Source organism: Treponema sp. OMZ 799 (assembly GCF_024181365.1).
In the GTDB taxonomy this organism is placed as follows: Bacteria; Spirochaetota; Spirochaetia; order Treponematales; family Treponemataceae; genus Treponema_B.
Map to the genome: position 1 here is coordinate 1,453,956 of NZ_CP051301.1, position 17,807 is coordinate 1,471,762.

Below are 17,807 nucleotides of genomic sequence, written 5' to 3' on the forward strand. Positions count from 1 at the left end.
CCCATTAAAGTTTAAGGCCTGCCTTTCCGCAAGTTTTTCCGATTTCGTAAATTGCCGAGCCTGCCATTTCCTTTTCAAAGGCTGAACGGTTTTCTTCTGCAATTTCTACAAGGAGGCAGCCTGTGGTTTCTCCAAAGAGGCTTGCAATCTTTGAAGCTCCCAGTTTTATGTGAAAGTCACTGCTCAGCTCGGCTCCTATTCCGCTTAAACACATTTCGTAGAGGGCGGCAGCCAAGCCTCCTTCGCTCAAGTCGTGGCATGAAAGCACCAAGCCCTTCATTATGTTGGAGTGAAGTTTTTTATAAAGCTCTGCCGCTTCTTTTTTAAAGGGCGGAACTTCTCCGCTTTCTCCTTGAGGAATGCCGAAAAGTTCTGCAAAGACCGAGCCTCCGAAAGAGAATTGGGGCTTACCCATAAGGTAGATGGCAGAGCCTTCTTTTTTAAAGTCGGAACCGGGAACTTTTCCGATATCGGGAACTATTCCCATCGCCGAGATTAAAAGCGAGGGCGGAATCGAAACCCTCTCTCCTTCCGAGGTCAGATACTCGTTATTAAAGGAATCTTTCCCCGAAATAAAGGGGGTTTTAAAGACAAGGGCCGTGTCGTAGCAAGAGCGTGCCATTTCGATCAGTGCCCACATGGTTTCGGGTCGGTTGGGGTCGCCTAAGCAAAAGTTATCGAGGATGGCGGTTTTTTCGGGGTCAGCTCCGACTGCAACGGCATTTCGGACAGCTTCGTCTATCGCACTTGCTGCAGCTGCATAAGGATCCAAGAGCCCCTGCCTCGGGTTTAAGGCATTCGAGATTGCAACGGCTTTTTTTCCTTCCGTTTCCATAGGCTTTATAACGGCTGCATCCTGAGGAACATTTCCTTCGGGGCCATCATAGGGACGGAGGATTGTGCCGCCTTGAACCTCATGGTCGTAAAGCCTTACTATATCTTCCTTTGAATTTACGGCGTGATGGTTTACCACAGCCTTTAAGGCCTCATTTAGATCAGGCTCCTTATATTCGGGATATTTTATAAGAGCCCTTCCTTCTTTGGGAGGAGCCGCTTTGAGCTTTCTTTGCGGCGGGCCCGAATGTAAAAAGCCGCATGAAAGATTTATTATTTCCTTTTCGCCGAAGCGCACCTTTAAAACTGCATCTCCGGTAAAACGGCCGAGGTCGGTTAATTCCACATCGTTTGCATCGCAAAGCTTTTGCAAGGTTTCGAGTTTGTCATGAGGAACGGCGATGACCATTCTTTCCTGAGCCTCCGAAAGCCATAGCTCCCATGGAGCAAGCCCCTGATATTTTACGGGGATTCTCGCAAGGTCTACATCGCAGCCGAGGGTAGAGGCCATCTCTCCTACGGCAGAAGAATAACCTCCTGCTCCGCAGTCTGTAATTGCAGAATAGAGCCCCTGATCGCGGGCATCGATGAGTACTTCCGCAACCTTTTTTTGAATTATGGGCTCGCCTATTTGAACGGAGGAGCCTGCAACATCTCCTGTGCTTGCATCCATAACCATCGAAGAAAAGGTGGCTCCCCTAAGGCCGTCTCGTCCGGTTTTTCCGCCTAAAGAAACAATGTGGTCTCCGACAGAGGGGCTTGTGCGGTGTTTACCTCTGGGGGCGATACCTGCACATCCGCAGTAGACTAGCGGGTTTGAAGCGTAGGCTTCGTGGTAGTGAACGCTTCCGTTTACGGTCGGAATGCCCATCTTGTTTCCGTAGTCCTTAACTCCTTCGATAACGCCTGAAATTATGCGCTTAGGATGAAGGGTTCCCTTGGGAACGTTTTCTGCCGGAGTGTCGGGATGGCCGAAACAGAGAACATCGGTTACGGCAAAGGGGCGGGCCGAAACGCCCATAACGTCCCTTATAACGCCGCCGACTCCCGTGTTAGCTCCTCCGAAGGGCTCAATGGCAGAAGGATGGTTATGAGTTTCTGCCTTAAAGGAAACTTCGTATTTGTCGTCAAATTCGATTATACCGGCGTTGTCCACAAATGAAGAAAGAACCCAAGGGGCATTAATGTCGTCGGTGGCCTTTTTGATATAGGTTTTAATTATGCTGTTTACGCAAAGATCGGGATAGGCTTTTTTTTGCTCATCGTTGAGAGATGCCCCGTCAATGTCTATTTTTGCCTTAAAGGTTTTATGAACGCAGTGCTCGCTCCAAGTTTGGGCTATCATTTCAAATTCCGCATCGGTGCAAGGCCTTTTTTCTTCCTTGTAGTATTCGCGGATAGCCCTCATCTCGTGGATATCCAGAGCAGCCCGTCTTTCGTTTGAAAGGGCTAAAAGTTCCTCATCGCTCATGGAGGCTATGTCTATGGTTTCAACGCTTGTGTTAGGCCCGTTTTTTCCGTCATGTTCATGGGCCCAGGCAGGCTCTACAAAGCCTATTTTATACTGCTCTATGACATCATTACATAGAAGGTTTTTTGCAAGTTTTTCTATTTCGGTTTCGTTAAGTTCTCCCCGAATTTCGTAGGCCTTTCCGCTGGTAATTTCTTCGACGCCTCGGATTCCGAGTTCTTTTACGGCTCTCAAGGCCTCGCGTGAGGAGGAGTCCGTAACGCCGGGTTTTAAGGCTGTTTCGATATGGAAAATATTTTTTTTATCTTCGATTATAAAGCCTTCGGTTTGGCTGTACTCGTAAAGCTCATCGCAAAACAAGAAGTCGGCTAAGGTCTTCTTTTCTTCATTTGAAAGATTCCCGCGTACAAAATAAAGGTTTTCCGTACTTATTTCTTTAACGGTCTTAAAGCCCAGAACATGGGCCTGCTTTAAAAGCTCCTCATTTTTGGGCATTTGAAAGTGTAAGTCCTTCTTACTTTTAACACAAAATCGGTAAATATTCATAGACAACCTCTTAACTTCCGATGGATTTTAAATTAAGTATACTTGAAGCGAGGGAAAAATTCAAGATAGGGGGGAAGGGGAGATCGGGATTTAACCTTTTAGACATAGTTATAACCTTGTTTTTTTCTTGAAACTGAACTACAATTCTTTAAGAAAAAATGTCAACTTTTTATTAAAATAAACTATAATTTAAATAATGCTTTTATAAAATTATAGCATTTTAAAGAGGTTTATATATGAAGATTATTTTCACGACGATTCCTATGAAGGACAAAATCGAAAAACTTAAGTATCCGGTTCAAGGGTACAAGGATTTGGAATATGAGCATCCCGTAATATTCCCTGTAAATGCCGTTCTTGCAAAAACCTTGCAAAAAGGAGAGAGGGTGAAGGTTGTTCAGCTGATGAATGATTCGGGTTCAAGTAAAAAAAATGCAGAAATTTTTAAGACTGAACTTAAAGCTCTAAATGAGAAAATAGGAGCTGACATTTCTTTTTTTGATGTGATCGAAGCCTTTGAAGAAAGCAAGGAAAAACACGAAAGCCGCTTTAGAAAGCTGCTCGATTATCTTGAGCCTGATGCAAAAATAATTGCCGATATCACCTTCGGTCAAAAGACCTTGCCTATAGTACTTTTTTGCGTTTTAAATTTTGCCGAAAAATTTTTTAATGCCGAAATAAAACACATCATTTATGGTAAGGCTGAGTTTGAAAAAGGAGAAATTAAAAAGGGCAGTCAATGCATTTTTGATTTAACTCCTCTTTATTATTTAAATACTTTGACATCGGCTATGGAAGCTTCTGACGGAAAATCTGCAATAAAAACTATAGATAAATTCTTTGCTCTGTAGGAGTGTTTTTTAATGAGAGCAAGCAAAGAGAAAAAAGAAAATTTCGAGGCAGAAATTAAATACTTAGCAGACGAGTTTTTCTCAATTCCAAAAGAAGATAACTCTATTGCTTCAAAACGCAACACTTTAAAAACCGAACTTTGGATTGAGTTGTGGCGGTATTATAAAGAGATTCAATATACCGGACTTGAAAATGATGATGAGATAACTGCCGAAAAGTATAGTGATGTAATAAACGATACAATATCAAAATCTATGGAAGCATATAAGATTGAAAAGGAAACTCCTTTTTTGCATTATGTTAATGCAGCCGTTAAAAACGAAATTTCACGGGAAAGACAAAAAGAGTATTTACACGGATTAAAGGTACCGCAAAAAATATTCCGGCAATGGAAGGAGCTTGTGCAGCTTGCTCATTCACGCGGAATTGATATCAGGGATATAAATAAAATGCGGGAGCTTGGGTCCCTGCTCCATTATTCCGAAAACATATTGGAGCAAGTTTTAGACTTAGGGAAAGTGAAGATTGGTTCCGATCAAACCAAAATTGACGGCAAGGAAAGAAGTGTATTTGATATACTGGAATCGAGTATCGGAAATCCCGAAAAAGGGTTTGAAAAAAAAGAAGAGCTGGAAGCCGTTCTTCATAGGTTCATCATTATGGATAATTTTTTCCAAAAAAAACAAGAACGGGTAAAAAAATATTTGTCGGCCCTTCTTACCCTTGAATTCTTTTCTGCACTCGATGCCTTAAATAAGATGATCGGTCAAAAGCAGAATTTTTCTTTTGTAGATTTAGAATTATATGCTGAGTTGGAGGAAATTGAAGTCAAAGGTTTCAAAGTACCGGCAAAACAGGATATTGCAGCCCGCTTCAAAAGAGATAAAACCGATGCAAGCAGAACTTTAAAAAACTTTTTAAAAGAAATAGAAGAAAAAGTGTCAACTTTGTGATAGAATGCAGTATAAAAATATGATAAAAATTTGCCGATACTATAAAATTTTATTATATTGATTAAATCTAAAATTGAGGAGGGTGCATGGAAAGTAATGATAGAATTGATAAGCATAAAACTTTTAACATACTTTCTATAGATGGCGGCGGTATTTTAGGTTTATATTCTGCTGAGCTATTAAATCTCATTGAAAAAGAACTATTTAAAAACAATAAAACATTTTCTGATAAATTTAACTTGATAGCAGGTACTTCAACCGGCGGTATTATCGCATTGGCTCTTGCATTAGGTTTGCTCCCCGGCTCAAATATCCGAACTTTATAAATTTCATGGAGAAAAAATATTTCATAAATCTTATTTCAACTGTCTTTTTAAAAATTGGATAATCACAAATAGATACTCTTCTATTCCGTTACAAAATGCTCTTACCGAATTTTTTGGTGATAGAACTGTAAAGGATTGTAAAACAAATATTTGCATTCCGGCAATTGATGTATCTAATTGTCAGCCCATTATTTTTAAAACAAATCATAACGGAAATTTGACACGGGACATTGATGTAAAATTAACAGATATTGCTCTTGCAACGTCTGCAGCACCTACCTATTTCCCATTGCATAGTTTCGGCTATTATCGAGGCTTGGCTGATGGCGGTTTATGGCAAAATAATCCTGCTCTCTTTGCGGTAATAGAAGCGTGTACTTATTTTGTGGGAGAAGATAAAGCGTATGATAGTATAAATATACTTTCGATTGGCAATCCCTTATCTGCGATAAAAGAAACCGTTTCTGTAGAAACAAGAAAATCAGGTTTAATAAAATGGGCAGCAAAAATGGTTACCATGCCGATGAAAATATCTTCTTTTGGTGTACATAATATTATAAATTTCCTTTCTAAAAATGAAGCTCTGTTCATCAATAAATATTTACGTATTGAAAGTGAAAATTTACCGGATAAACCGGAATGTAAAAAACTATCTTTAGATTCTGCCAATAGGAAAACATATAGATTGTTATCGGAATTAAGTTTTAATGATTTCAACAAAAATAAAACAAATATAATTAATTTTTTTAAGGAGTAATGTATGGCAAATTTACATCAGGCATTTATTGATTTTGACAAAACCGTTAAGCTCACCGAAGCTAAAAAAACCGATATTCGGCGAAGGCGTGATGTTGTCCGCAATAAAATACGGGTATTTTTTAAAGATGAATTGAAATACAACCAGCCGAAATTTCAATCACAAGGTTCCTTTACCATAAATACCGCCCTAAATCCGATTAACGGAAATGAGGTTGATATTGATGACGGAATTTACTTACAGCATGTTTCACAAAATGAAAATGAATGGCCGTCTCCTAAAGAAGCTCATAGGCTCATTGTTGAAGCACTTGAAGATCATACAAAAGATGGGTGTGAAAGTAAAACCTCCTGTGTAAGACTTACTTATGCAAATGACTTTCACATAGACTTTCCTATTTATATTATGAAAAATGGACATGCAAGGTTAGCTAATACAAAAACCAATACATGGATTAAAAGCGATTCAAAAGATTTTAAAGATTGGTTTTATAATAATAGGAAAAATGAGCAAACAAACCGTATCATAAGGTACCTAAAAGCATGGAGAGATTTTACTAAAACAGATTTTACCAGTATAGAATTAACAATATTAGTTGTAAATAATTTTTACGGTAATGATCGTGATGATGTGACATTGTATCAAACATTGGAAAAATGTGTGACATTTCTCAATACAAACCGAGGAATAAAGAAAACTGTTTCCCCATACGAAGAGTTATGGGAGAATTATTCTGAATCAAAGAAAAATACTTTAATACAAAAACTTTCTGATCTTATGAATGATATAAAAACCGCAATCAATAATCAATCCGATAATCGATCATCAATTATCATGAGGGAACAGTTTGGAGATAGATTCCCTAAGCTGAATGACAAAACTATCACTCCTATTAAAGAATTTAGTATAGGCGCAAAACCGTGGCAATTATAGACGAAAGTATTGATTTTATACATCAGACATTTCCTGAAGTTGCCATACGGCAAGAAGCCTCATCTGTAATTTTTGAAGGACGTTTTATTTTACGCGGTAGATATAAGGACTTTATTATGGAAGCCGCTCCGCGATTAAAGCTAGTGATGGACAATAATTATCCGCATATATTACCGAAAGTTTTTGATGTGGACGATGCTGTTAAATATGATCACAAATTTCAAGATAACTCTCTCTGTCTTGCAACGCCCATAGATATTAGACTCAGATTACTATCTTCAAAAAATATTTCCGATTACATTGATGATTTTTTAATCCCCTATTTTATTTCTTATAAATATTGGGAACAATCCGGTAAAAAGATTGATATTTATGGAGACCGTAGTCACGGTAAAAAAGGAATTATTGAATCTCTCGCTGATTTTTTTAATCTTGATTGTAACGATGAAATTACAATACGGCTATTGTTTTCATGGGCTGCCAAGGTAAATAAATTTAAAAAATTGATTCCAAAGGAAAAGCAATATGGTTTTATACAGAAATACAGTAATCAAATCTCAAAATTACGGAAATTAGGAATGATGGAATTAAAAAGATATTATAAATGTTTCATAAAAGTGTCAATTTTGTGATAGAATAAACTATATATAAATACAACATAATAATAAGGAGTGTAATGTGAACTATACAAAAGAAGAAGTAATTGAAAAGATTAACAAATCATTTTATGAATTAAAAGAAAAAATACCTGAAGATGATATTTTGATAAATCGGGTGATTGAAAATGCCGGATTTAAAGGTGAAGAAAAAAATGAAATACTGGAATTATTTGGTGTAAATAAATATGCAGAGTTACTTCAAACCCTTGATCAATATGAAGCATATATTCCCGATGGGAAAAAGGACAAGGCCGTGAGAAAAAAGCAATCGGAAGAACAGATACGCAATACCATAACTGAGGAGAATAAAATGACAAAAACAAATAAAATCCACAAAAGAATAAAATCAATTATAAGCAGCTTGAATGAAGGTTTGTACGAAAAAGAAGAAGCGGTACGGCTTGCCCTGCTTACGGCAATCGCGGGAGAAAGCATATTCTTTTTAGGTGCACCCGGCTGTGCAAAGAGTATGATAGCCTGCAGTATCGCCAAGGCGTTTAAATCGGACGGTGATAAGCCTGTAAAATATTTTGAAACTCTGTTGAACCAATTTTCGACACCGGAAGAAGTTTTCGGCAATATTTCGCTCAAAGCTCTGAACGGCGAACTTGAAGATGAAAATGGGAATAAAAAAGAGGAATACCGCCGTTTAACCGAAAATATGCTGCCTGAAGCTGATATTGCATTTTTAGATGAAATTTGGAAAGCCAGTCCTGCCATTTTGAATACCCTATTGACCATTGTAAATGAACGTAAATTTCATAACGGCAGCAAGGTTATGGATGTACCCTTAAAAGCCCTGTTTGCAGCTTCTAATGAATTGCCTGCAAAAGACCGCAGTCTTGAAGCCTTGTATGACCGCTTTGTCCTCAGGCTTTGTGTCGGTTTTATTGCTGATGAAGATAATTTCTTTGATATGGTAAATGAGCCCTCTATATCGAATTTTGAGCTATCCGAAGAAATAAAAAAATTACAGATTTCCAATGAGGAATTGGAGGATTGGAAAACTCGGATTGATTCCGTTACTCTTTCAGAAGCGGCACGGGCTGTTATTTCTGCAATCCGCAAAGAATTGACAGTACAAAATGAAGCCTTGAGCGAAGAAGATAAAAAGAACGGTGAGCTCTTTGAAGCCGGAGACCGCCGTTGGAAAAAAATTGTGAGAATTCTTAAAACTTCAGCATTTTTGAATGAACGAACCGAAGTAGATTTAATGGACTGCCAGCTCATTGAATACTGTATTTGGGGTACCGAAAAACAGCGGGAAAAGGTTCGTGAAATTGTCGAAAAATGTATTAAAGAAAACGGTCTTGACTGCGACACCGCAATAGAAGAAATCAATGAACAGATTGAGCAATTTAAAACAAAAGTTAATGAAACATGGTTTGAAGAAATTGAAGAACCGGCAACCGATAAAATTGTTACTGTTGACGGACAAAAATGCTATGAATGTATCCGAACCGGAACAACCGAAACATGGTATGTTACCACAGCAAAAGGAAAACATGGTTATTATGATTATGAGCATGATGTCTATGATTCAAATAGAAACTATCGTGCTCGCTCAAACTTTCAAAAAAACGGTAATGCGATTTCCTGTTATCATAATTTTACCGTTAAAAAGAATCCTGCAAAAACACATAGAGAACAAAAAAAATTCTCGGATATTACTCAAGAAACAAAACAGAAAAATTTTGACAAAGATTACTATGCACCGATAGTAGATACCATTCAATCCGAAATTGAAGCTTTAAAAAACAAAAAAGAACAGGATGCCGAGCCGTTTAAAGCCAATCTTTTTGCAAATCAGGAGTATAATACAATTCTTACCTCAAAACTTGATGAGGCAATTCATGCATTGGAAGATGCAAAAATCAATCTTGATAAGGAACATTCACGGTATTTTAATTCCAACCTGAAAGCCGAATACTCCGTAGGCGATATTATTCTTAAAAACGGCATTGTTTTATCGTCCGAAGAAATACAAAACATAACCGAAGAACAAAAAAAGAATGTTATTGCAGTTGTGTGTATTACCGGCGAAAAGGTATTTGCAATGGGAATAACCGAAAAGAAAATGCACTGGAATTCAATTAAAGATTTTGCATCTCATTATGGTGAAAACCTGCCCAAAGAATATTCCGCAGATTGGATTGTGCCTGATAAAGAAGCTCTTAATTCAATTTGGGAAAATAGAGCAATTATTAACAATTCCTTAGAAGCAATCGGAACGAATAATACTGTTCTTGGTGATTATGAATACTGGTCTGCCGCTGCTAATGGGGATTCAGCCGCCTTTTATCAGCTTTTTGATGAAAAAGGCGTACAGGATCATACAACGAAAGATCACGAATATGCAGTCCGTGCGATACGGGAATGGAAGTAAGATACAATGAGCGGATTTATACAAGCTAAAAATGCACTTACTGCATTAAAACAAAAATTTCCTGACGGTATAGCCGATGTATCTATTCTTTCAGAGGAGCAAAAGGCATGGCTGGTTCTGCAAGTGCTTGCACTTGCAGATAGTGTGCCGCATATGAAAACTATTGTAGAGCTGAAAAAAATCCGCAACCGCTTAGCTCATGCTACAGAAGATATACCGGATAAGGAATTGCAAAAAATAATGTCATTTGTATTTGATAATATAAACGATATTGAGTGTGTCATAAACTAAAGCCGAGGCATTATGAATAAAAGAGAGAGAAATTCAAGAAATCATACCAGAAAAGCATTACAAGCACTTCAATCCATTACGGATAAATATCCTAAAGGTATTAAGGATATTGCTTCCATTTCGGAAGAATTTCGTGCATGGATTCAAGTGAAAGTGCTGCATTTGCGGGAGTGCTTAAAGAAGACCCGCTTTGCTTCTAAACCTGAGTGGTGGGAAGATATCCGATTATCGCGTAATAAAGCCGCTCATAAAACGGAAGATATGACCGACACCGAATTTGCCGATTTGTGCAATACAATATTTACAAAAAACGATACAATCAAACAAAATTTAGAAAATAATCTCAATCGTTATAAACAGCCTTCAAAGAAAAAGCGGAAGTTTGAAAACTCCGCTTCTCCGGCATTAGGATCACCATCCGAACGCAAGCAGATTGTGGATGCACTGGAAGATGCGATACAGCCTATTGAACCTAAAGAAATTGCTATCGAGTTCCCGCAAAATATCTTTGCTCAAGCAGCTGATAAAGCCGTTTCGGAAATTTTATCCCGTGACGACATAAAAGATTATGCACTAAACCATACAGGAGTTTCCGAAAATATCCAGACGGATATACTTGAATGGCTCCAAACAACACAGAGTACATTGGAAAAGGAAAATCCCTTTTTTGAAGAAGAGATTTTCCTTGCACAGCAAAAAAAACGTTCTGCACAGGATATTGCTTTGGATCTTTCAGATGAGAATTCAAAAATCCAATATCATTATAAACGGCTTCCTTCTGTAAGTAATTCAAAAAGAGGTAATATTGCCGAGAGTTTATTGAATTTCGATTTTTATAAAAAGGCATTTTCCGAACAGAAACAAATTGTAAAAAAAGAAACCGCAAAGATTAAAGAAAAAGAAGAATTTATCGTTCAATGGAAATCAAAAGAAGAATTGGAAGCTCTGCGTAGAAATTTTATTGCAGATATGGAAAAAGAACTGATAAAGCGAAAAATTCAATGGGAGCTGGAAAAGATTGAAGCTATGCGGAAATCTTTTTTGGAAAAACTATACGAAAAAATCAAAAATTTTATCCGTCTCGAAAAATTGCTCTCTCCTTTTATCAAGGATTTAGGACGATTATGGGATTTATCGCAGCAGCCGTTTGAAACAAGCGGATTTGAAATTTTGGAAAGTTTTGCACAATTACTTGAACAGGATGTATTCTTGCAGGAACTCGCTGCTCTGCTTGGAACACAAAGCCGTGCGCAAACTTTGTTTGAAAAAGAACTTCGAGATAAGACCGTTATCAAAACTGAATGGCATCCAAAGACAGCCTACCGCGGAGAAATAAACGGTCTTTGCTATTCTAATGATATTTCCGCCGCTTTACCGGCAGAACTTGCCATGCTGAAAAATCCCGCCGCAGAGAAATTGTTTCAATTAAAATTTGCTCAAAAACAGCTGCTTTCATTTGATTATCAAAATTATGCAGAAAAAGAAAAGGAGATTATCGAACAAGAAGAAGTTTCCGTTGAAAAACAGGAACCCAAAGGACCGATTATCATCTGTGTCGATACGAGCGGTTCCATGCACGGAGCACCTGAACAGATTGCAAAGACCGTTACCTTTGCACTTGCCAAAATTGCGATGAACGAAAAGCGTTCTTGTTATCTTATTTCTTTTTCTACCGGTATAGAAACATTGGATTTAAGCAGCTTTAAGGGAGCCGATGCACTTTCAAAATTAGTACAGTTTTTGCGTATGAGCTTTAACGGCGGAACCGATGCGGCTCCGGCACTCACACACGCGGTAAAACAACTACAAACAAATGAATGGAAAAATGCAGATGTTCTTATGGTTTCCGATTTTGTAATGGGCGAACTTCCGGCAGGACTTGAAGAAAAAATAAAAGCCGAACAGGAAAAAGAAACCGGTTTTTACTCGCTCGTTATCGGATCCGACGGAAATAAGCAAACACTGAAAGCCTTTAACGAAAACTGGAATTACAATCCGGGCAATACGGATGCACAAAAAGAGCTGGTACGTCAGCTTGATTCATTGCGAAGAAGAAAAACTAAAAATTAGCCCTTCACCTTCATCCCTCGCAAAAGTTCTTTTACCTCTTTAGGAATTTGATAGCTTTCGATTGCTTTTTGAATAGCCTTGTTGTGGGTGAAGGTGTCAAGTTTTTTTTCTTCGATGTATGGGATGGCTGTCTTGTATTGCTTGACGAGGGCAATGCTGAAGTACCAAGCTATCATCATGTTTACATAATAATCGTCTGATCTGATTTTTGAAACAAGCTCAAGCATTTCGGGTTTAAAATGCTCATCAAGATAATTCGATAATAAAAGCCCTATAGCGTACCTTACGGTATAGGTATGTTTCGATTTTATCCACACCAAAATTTTTTTGTAAATTTCTTCGTGGTATTTTTTAAACAGTTTGGGAGAGAAGCTGTCGCAGGTTGCCCAGTTGTCGATGTAGGGCAAAAACTTTTCGGTTTCTTTTACCGCTTCATCAAAATCTTTTATATTTTCAATAAAAAAGCAGTGCAGGTTGTTCTCTTCAAAGTACTTGTGCGGCACATCCTTCATAAAGGCCGATACCGCTTCCGGTTCCGACTTAAAAAACTCCTTTGCAAATTTACGTAAGACAGGCGTTCTTATGCCTATCATAGTATTTTCATCAATATTAGGAATCAGCTTTTTATTAAAGTCCTTGTACTTTTTATCTTCAAATGAAAAAAGTTTAGTTTGAATTAATGTTTGTTTTGTTTTCATCGAAGCTATTATACCGCTTTTTTTAATTTTTGTCGAGGAGAATAGGCCGGACTTGACAAAATACTATTTTGTATATACAATAAAATGCGGGAAAATCAATGAATATTACGGAAGCTAAGAAAAACTTAACAAAAGAAAAGATTGAAGAATTAAAAGCTTTAAATGATAGGCCGATAGATACTTCAGACATTCCTGAACTAACAAAAGCTGATTTTTTGGAAATGTACCGCCCTGTTAAAAAGCCTTTATCAATAAGACTTGATTCCGATATTATTGCTTGGCTTAAATCATACGGAAAAGGTTACCAAAGCCGTATAAATACTATTTTAAGACAAGCTATGAATACCGATAAAAAAGCAAATGTTTTTTAACGATTAATATTATACTGAGAGGTTTTATATGAAACTTTTAAAAAAGAAATCTTTATGTATTTGTTTTGTGATGTCTTTTTTAATTCTTGTAGGATGTATAAACAAAGAAAAGAAGCAGGTTACTGCCGAAATCGAATTTTGGAGTTTTCCTAATTTTACATCTGAAACAGGAGAAAGCGGCGGTTTTGAAAAAAGCCTTATCGAAGCCTTTCAAAAAGAATATCCGGGTATTAAGGTTAATTTTACGCTTATAAGTTTTGCAGACGGGCAGGCAAAAATCGAAGCTGCAATAGCTGACGGCAAGGCTCCGGATGTCGTTTACGATGCACCCGGCCGCATTCTTGCTTGGGCAGCGGCGGGCTTACTGGAACCGTTGGATGATATTCTTGCAGCCGAAAAACCTTATATTACCACAGGACTTTTGGAAATTTCCGCCGGTAAAGACAGGCGTTCGTACATGTATCCCATGCATGAAGGCCCTTTTTCCATGGCCTTCAATAAAGAGATGCTTGAAGATTTGGGACTTATAGATCTTTTACCTTATAAACGCTTGGATCGGCGCTGGACTGTAGCCGAATATGAAACGCTTCTTAGATCTTTAAGAGAAAAACTGCCTAAAGAAAAAACACCCGGAGTTTTTTATTATAAAACTATGGGAGGTGATCAAGGCACAAGGGCTTTTTTGGTAAACCTATTCGGAAATGCTAATCTTTTAAATGAAGACTATTCAAAATATATTTTTAATTCTACTCAGGCCGTAAAAAATTTGACATGGACCATAAATGCAATGAATGAAGGCCTTTTGCTTGACGGTGCAGAGCTTACTTCCAATGATGCAATTTCCATGTTTGCAGAGTCAAAAGCGGCTCACACTATTTTATATTCACCCCAGCTTAATAAAATGTATGACGGAAAACGAAACTATAAGGGTAAAGATTTTACTCCGATTTATATGCCTTTCCCGAATGATTCTTCTGCGCCTTTACTGGAATTTTTAGCAGGCGGAGCATGCGTGTTTAAAAGCTCCGATAAACAAAGAATAGAAGCCGCAAAACTGTTTTTAAAATTTGCTGCAACCGATGAAGTTTGGGCAGGTAAACTTGTAAAAGCTTCAGGAGGTTTTCCGGCTACATCTAAAATTCAAATTGAAACTTCCGATGACGAAATATTATATAATTCTGTACTTCAAAAATTCTTTGGGCAATATTATAATAATATAACCGGATTTTCAAAAATGCGGGAATATTGGAATAAGGCATTAAAGGAAGCTTCATCCGGTAAAGATATCCAAAATGTTCTTAACTCTTTTGTAAAAGATGCGGACCGTACGCTGGGAGAATAAAAATTATGAAACAAAAAAACGAAAATACAGGCGGAAGATTAAAATTATTTTCAATAAAAAATAAGATGATAGGGGTTTTTATATTTTTTGCCGTATCTCTTTTAACGGTAATATGTATAATATCGGTATACCTTGCTTCTTTTTCTCTTATGCGTAATACCGAATATTTTATAAATGAATTAGCTGAAGGTTCTTCTAAAGTTTTAAATGAGAGGGCAGATTCAATATTCAAAAAGTTGGATACATTTTCAAATATGCCGATCATTCAAGATAAGGGAATTTCTTATTCACAGAAAATTGATTTTTTTAAAAATGAAATCCAAATGCTGAAGCAAAGCGGGTGGCTTAGTTTCGGAATAAGCGGACTTGACGGTATTTTGTACACCACAGACGATAAAGAGGAAAACATAAAAAATGCCGAGTGGTTTAAATCCGTCATAAAAGGAAAATATGTAATTACGGAACCTGAAATGTCTTTAACAAAAAGAAAATATGTTTCTATAATTGCAATTCCCCTACGTGATTTACAGGGAAAAATTGTGGGCACTATTAATGCTTCCATTTTAGGCGACTCTTTATCTAATTTAATAAGCGATATAATTGTCGGTAAAACGGGGCAGGCTTATCTTATAAGTCCTTCCGGAATTATTCTGGGAAGCCGCAGGCCGGAAATTTTATATAAAAATTTTTTTGCCGAAATATTAAATTCGAAAGAAACGGATTTTTCGATATTCTTAAAAGATATGCTCACTTCAAAAAAATCGGCTGTAAAAGTTTCTAAAATAAACGGAATAAAACATATTTCGGCCCTGTCTACAATGAGATATTCGGGATGGAAATTATTGATAACGGCTCCTTCTTCAGAATTTATTTCGGAGAACGTATCCAACTTTTTAAATATTTTTATCCTTGTTGCCTTATGCGGTATACTTATTGCGGTACTTATAGGATTTTTTACCGCAAACAATATTGTTAAACCTATTAACAAAGTAATTGGAGTTCTTAAAAATATTTCTCAAGGCGAGGGTGATTTAACCGTAAGGCTGCCTCTAATTGGTAATAATGAAATTACGGAACTATCCGAATATTTTAATAGAACAATCGAAAAAATAGGAAATTCAATGCAGTCTGTAGGGCTTAACAGCCGCTCAATGGCCGAAATCGGTTCTAACCTGGCTTCAAATATGAACCGGACAGCCGATTCCGTTCATGAAATTACTGAAAATATCAACGGCGTAAAACAACAGGCTTTGACACAAGCATCAAGTGTTACGGAAACGGCCGCCACAATTGAACAGATAATCAAAACAATTAAGCAACTAAATGCCTCAATTGAAAATCAGGCTGAAAGTGTTTCACGCTCGTCGGCTTCGATTGAGCAGATGACTGCAAATATTGCTTCAATAACTAAAACCTTGGAAAAAACCGATGAACTTATTAAGACTCTTGCCGAATCAACTGAAGACGGAAAAGAAACCGTTTCTAAGTCAAATAGAGTAACTCAAAAAATTGCAGAAGAATCAGGCGGGCTTTTGGAGGCAAGCAGTGTTATTCAGCATATTGCAAGCCAAACAAATCTCTTGGCTATGAATGCCGCGATTGAAGCCGCTCATGCAGGAGAAGCAGGAAAAGGGTTTGCCGTAGTTGCCGACGAAATCAGAAAATTAGCCGAAGAGTCAAGTGCTCAGGGAAAAACAATTACGGCGACTCTTAAAGCTTTAAGCGGCGAAATCGATTCCTTATCTGCATCTTCTAGAACGGCTGAAGAAAAATTCGGCTTAATTTTCAATCTTTCAGAACAAGTAAAATCTATGAGTGAATCTTTAACGCAATCAATGCGTGAACAGGAAAATGCAGGTGTAGAAATTTTAAATGCAATAAAAAATATTAATTCCGTAACTATTGAAGTAAACAACGGCTCGGCTGAAATGTTAAGAGGCGGTGAGCAGGTTGCTGAAGAGATGACTAAATTAGATGAGTTAACCCGAAAAATTACGCTAAGTATGAATGAGATGGCTTCGAGTGCTGTCCAAATAAGTGATGCAATGAAGGAAGTCAATGAAATTACGCAAAAAAATAAAATCAGTATTGAGAATTTGGCATTTGAGGTTAATAAATTTAAAGTATAGAGCTCCTTGAACAATTTATAACTTTTCTTTACCCTTGCTATTTAGAGCTAATCTATGCTATAATAGCCCCTGAGGTTTTTATGAGCGATATTGAAAGTCAAATGCTAAAGAAGGGGCTTATAAAGGTTCCCATTGCTGAAAGTACGGAAAAAGAAAGTCCTTATAAGAAGGTTGCAAAATTCCTTTTTATAATCGGGGCGGAACAGGCGGCCGATGTTTTACGGCAGCTCAATAAGGAGCAAATAGACAAGGTTGTAGCCGAGCTTGTTACGGTTCAATCAATAGACAAAAAAGAAGCCTACGATATTCTAAACGAATTTAACGATATCTACAATAAAAACAAAAACCTTTTGGGCGGTGTCGATACGGCTAAAACCATTTTAACAGAGGCCTTCGGCGAGGCCAGGGCTGAAGAGATTCTTGAAAGTGCCGTGCCTCCCAAGATGCCTGTGCCCTTTGAATATCTTGAAGGCATGGATAAAGACCGCCTGAGCCGAATACTGCAAGGCGAGCTTCCGGCTACAAAGGCCATAGTTCTTTCGCAATTGGAGCCTAAGCAGGCCGCTGCCTATATAAGTTCCATCGAAGATGAAGACGAAAAAAAAGACATCATTTTGCGTCTTGCAAAGCTTAAAAAAATAGATGTAGAAGTTCTCAATCAGGTAAGCGAGGCCTTAAAGAAAAAACTTGCCGATGTAAATTTAAACCGCACAAGCTCAGTTGACGGGGTTTCCGTCTTGGCCGATATTTTGCGTAAACTGGATTATGAGACTGGTTCCAATATCTTGGATTCCCTTGATCTTGAAGATGAAACCTTGACCGAAACTATAAAGCGCAGGCTCGTTACCCTCGATGATGTTATAAACATGTATCCAAAGCACATTCAGTACCTTATCTCTCCCATGACCGACAAGGAATTGGCTCTTTTAATTCATAATCAAAGTGAAGAATTCAGAAAAGTAATTTTAGCAAATATGTCTAAGAGCCGAGCTTCTTTGGTGCTCGATGAAGAACAGTACATGGGGCCTGTTCTTAAACGCGATCTGAATAATGCCGTCGACCTCTTCTTAGCCCGAGTTAAAAATGAAGCAGAGCGGGGCAGGGTTTCCATCGTAAAAGACGAAGAAGATAAGTTCGTGTATTAGACAGGCTTGTGCTCCCCGATTGAATAAAATATAAATTTATGTAA

Annotated in this window: 15 protein-coding genes; 13 read left to right on the forward strand and 2 right to left on the reverse strand. The window is 37.6% G+C overall.

Translation table 11 applies throughout. The features are described 5' to 3' along the window. Positions 1–4: 4 nt before the first annotated feature. Positions 5–2,851 (reverse strand): phosphoribosylformylglycinamidine synthase subunit PurL, encoded by a 2,847-nt coding sequence (gene purL / locus E4O04_RS06570; protein ID WP_253710679.1) that lies wholly within the window; start codon positions 2,849–2,851, stop codon positions 5–7. A 236-nt stretch (positions 2,852–3,087) separates the two neighbouring features. Between purL and E4O04_RS06575 the strand changes: the two genes are divergently transcribed. The 9 genes from E4O04_RS06575 to E4O04_RS06615 all read left to right on the forward strand — a co-directional run bounded on the left by E4O04_RS06575 (position 3,088) and on the right by E4O04_RS06615 (position 12,078). Further along, entirely contained in the window at positions 3,088–3,702 is a 615-nt protein-coding gene (locus E4O04_RS06575; protein WP_253710682.1) for a TM1812 family CRISPR-associated protein, read from the forward strand. A 12-nt stretch (positions 3,703–3,714) separates the two neighbouring features. Continuing rightward, positions 3,715–4,656 carry a hypothetical protein gene (locus E4O04_RS06580; protein WP_253710685.1) on the forward strand — a complete coding sequence of 314 codons (942 nt, stop codon included), beginning with the start codon at positions 3,715–3,717 and terminating at the stop codon, positions 4,654–4,656. 86 nt (positions 4,657–4,742) lie between these two features. After that, positions 4,743–4,982, forward strand: coding sequence for a patatin-like phospholipase family protein (locus E4O04_RS06585; RefSeq protein ID WP_253710687.1), 240 nt, complete (start codon positions 4,743–4,745; stop codon positions 4,980–4,982). 61 nt (positions 4,983–5,043) lie between these two features. Beyond that, complete coding sequence (locus tag E4O04_RS06590) at positions 5,044–5,739, forward strand: patatin-like phospholipase family protein (protein WP_371922283.1); 696 nt, start codon at positions 5,044–5,046, stop codon at positions 5,737–5,739. 3 nt (positions 5,740–5,742) lie between these two features. Next, positions 5,743–6,672: a cyclic GMP-AMP synthase DncV-like nucleotidyltransferase gene (locus E4O04_RS06595; RefSeq protein ID WP_253710690.1), complete on the forward strand. Its 930-nt coding sequence runs from the start codon at positions 5,743–5,745 to the stop codon at positions 6,670–6,672. After that, entirely contained in the window at positions 6,660–7,304 is a 645-nt protein-coding gene (locus E4O04_RS06600) for a hypothetical protein (protein WP_253710693.1), read from the forward strand. The genes E4O04_RS06595 and E4O04_RS06600 overlap by 13 nt, the downstream gene beginning before the upstream one ends. Positions 7,305–7,350: 46 nt before the next feature. Further along, on the forward strand, positions 7,351–9,717 hold the full coding sequence (locus tag E4O04_RS06605) for an AAA family ATPase (RefSeq protein ID WP_253710696.1): 2,367 nt from the start codon (positions 7,351–7,353) through the stop codon (positions 9,715–9,717). 6 nt (positions 9,718–9,723) lie between these two features. Further along, positions 9,724–10,008 carry a hypothetical protein gene (locus tag E4O04_RS06610; protein ID WP_253710698.1) on the forward strand — a complete coding sequence of 95 codons (285 nt, stop codon included), beginning with the start codon at positions 9,724–9,726 and terminating at the stop codon, positions 10,006–10,008. A 12-nt stretch (positions 10,009–10,020) separates the two neighbouring features. After that, the gene (locus E4O04_RS06615) at positions 10,021–12,078 is read left to right on the forward strand and encodes a VWA domain-containing protein (RefSeq protein WP_253710700.1); all 2,058 of its coding nucleotides are present in this window, start codon (positions 10,021–10,023) and stop codon (positions 12,076–12,078) included. Here E4O04_RS06615 and E4O04_RS06620 read toward each other — a convergent pair. After that, a complete protein-coding gene (locus E4O04_RS06620) occupies positions 12,075–12,776 on the reverse strand; it encodes a DNA alkylation repair protein (RefSeq protein WP_253710703.1) in 702 nt (233 codons plus the stop codon). The two genes, E4O04_RS06615 and E4O04_RS06620, sit on opposite strands and share 4 nt — an antisense overlap. A 98-nt stretch (positions 12,777–12,874) precedes the next feature. On the opposite strand from E4O04_RS06620, the gene E4O04_RS06625 reads away from it, so the two are divergent. The 4 genes from E4O04_RS06625 to E4O04_RS06640 all read left to right on the forward strand — a co-directional run bounded on the left by E4O04_RS06625 (position 12,875) and on the right by E4O04_RS06640 (position 17,763). Then, a complete protein-coding gene (locus E4O04_RS06625; protein WP_253679674.1) occupies positions 12,875–13,147 on the forward strand; it encodes a BrnA antitoxin family protein in 273 nt (90 codons plus the stop codon). 28 nt (positions 13,148–13,175) lie between these two features. Next, entirely contained in the window at positions 13,176–14,489 is a 1,314-nt protein-coding gene (locus tag E4O04_RS06630) for an ABC transporter substrate-binding protein (protein ID WP_253684751.1), read from the forward strand. Between the two features lie 5 nt (positions 14,490–14,494). Beyond that, positions 14,495–16,618 (forward strand): methyl-accepting chemotaxis protein, encoded by a 2,124-nt coding sequence (locus E4O04_RS06635; RefSeq protein WP_253684750.1) that lies wholly within the window; start codon positions 14,495–14,497, stop codon positions 16,616–16,618. A gap of 80 nt (positions 16,619–16,698) precedes the next feature. Further along, positions 16,699–17,763, forward strand: a complete 1,065-nt coding sequence (locus E4O04_RS06640) for a flagellar motor switch protein FliG (protein ID WP_253710706.1) — start codon at positions 16,699–16,701, stop codon at positions 17,761–17,763. Positions 17,764–17,807: the final 44 nt, after the last annotated feature.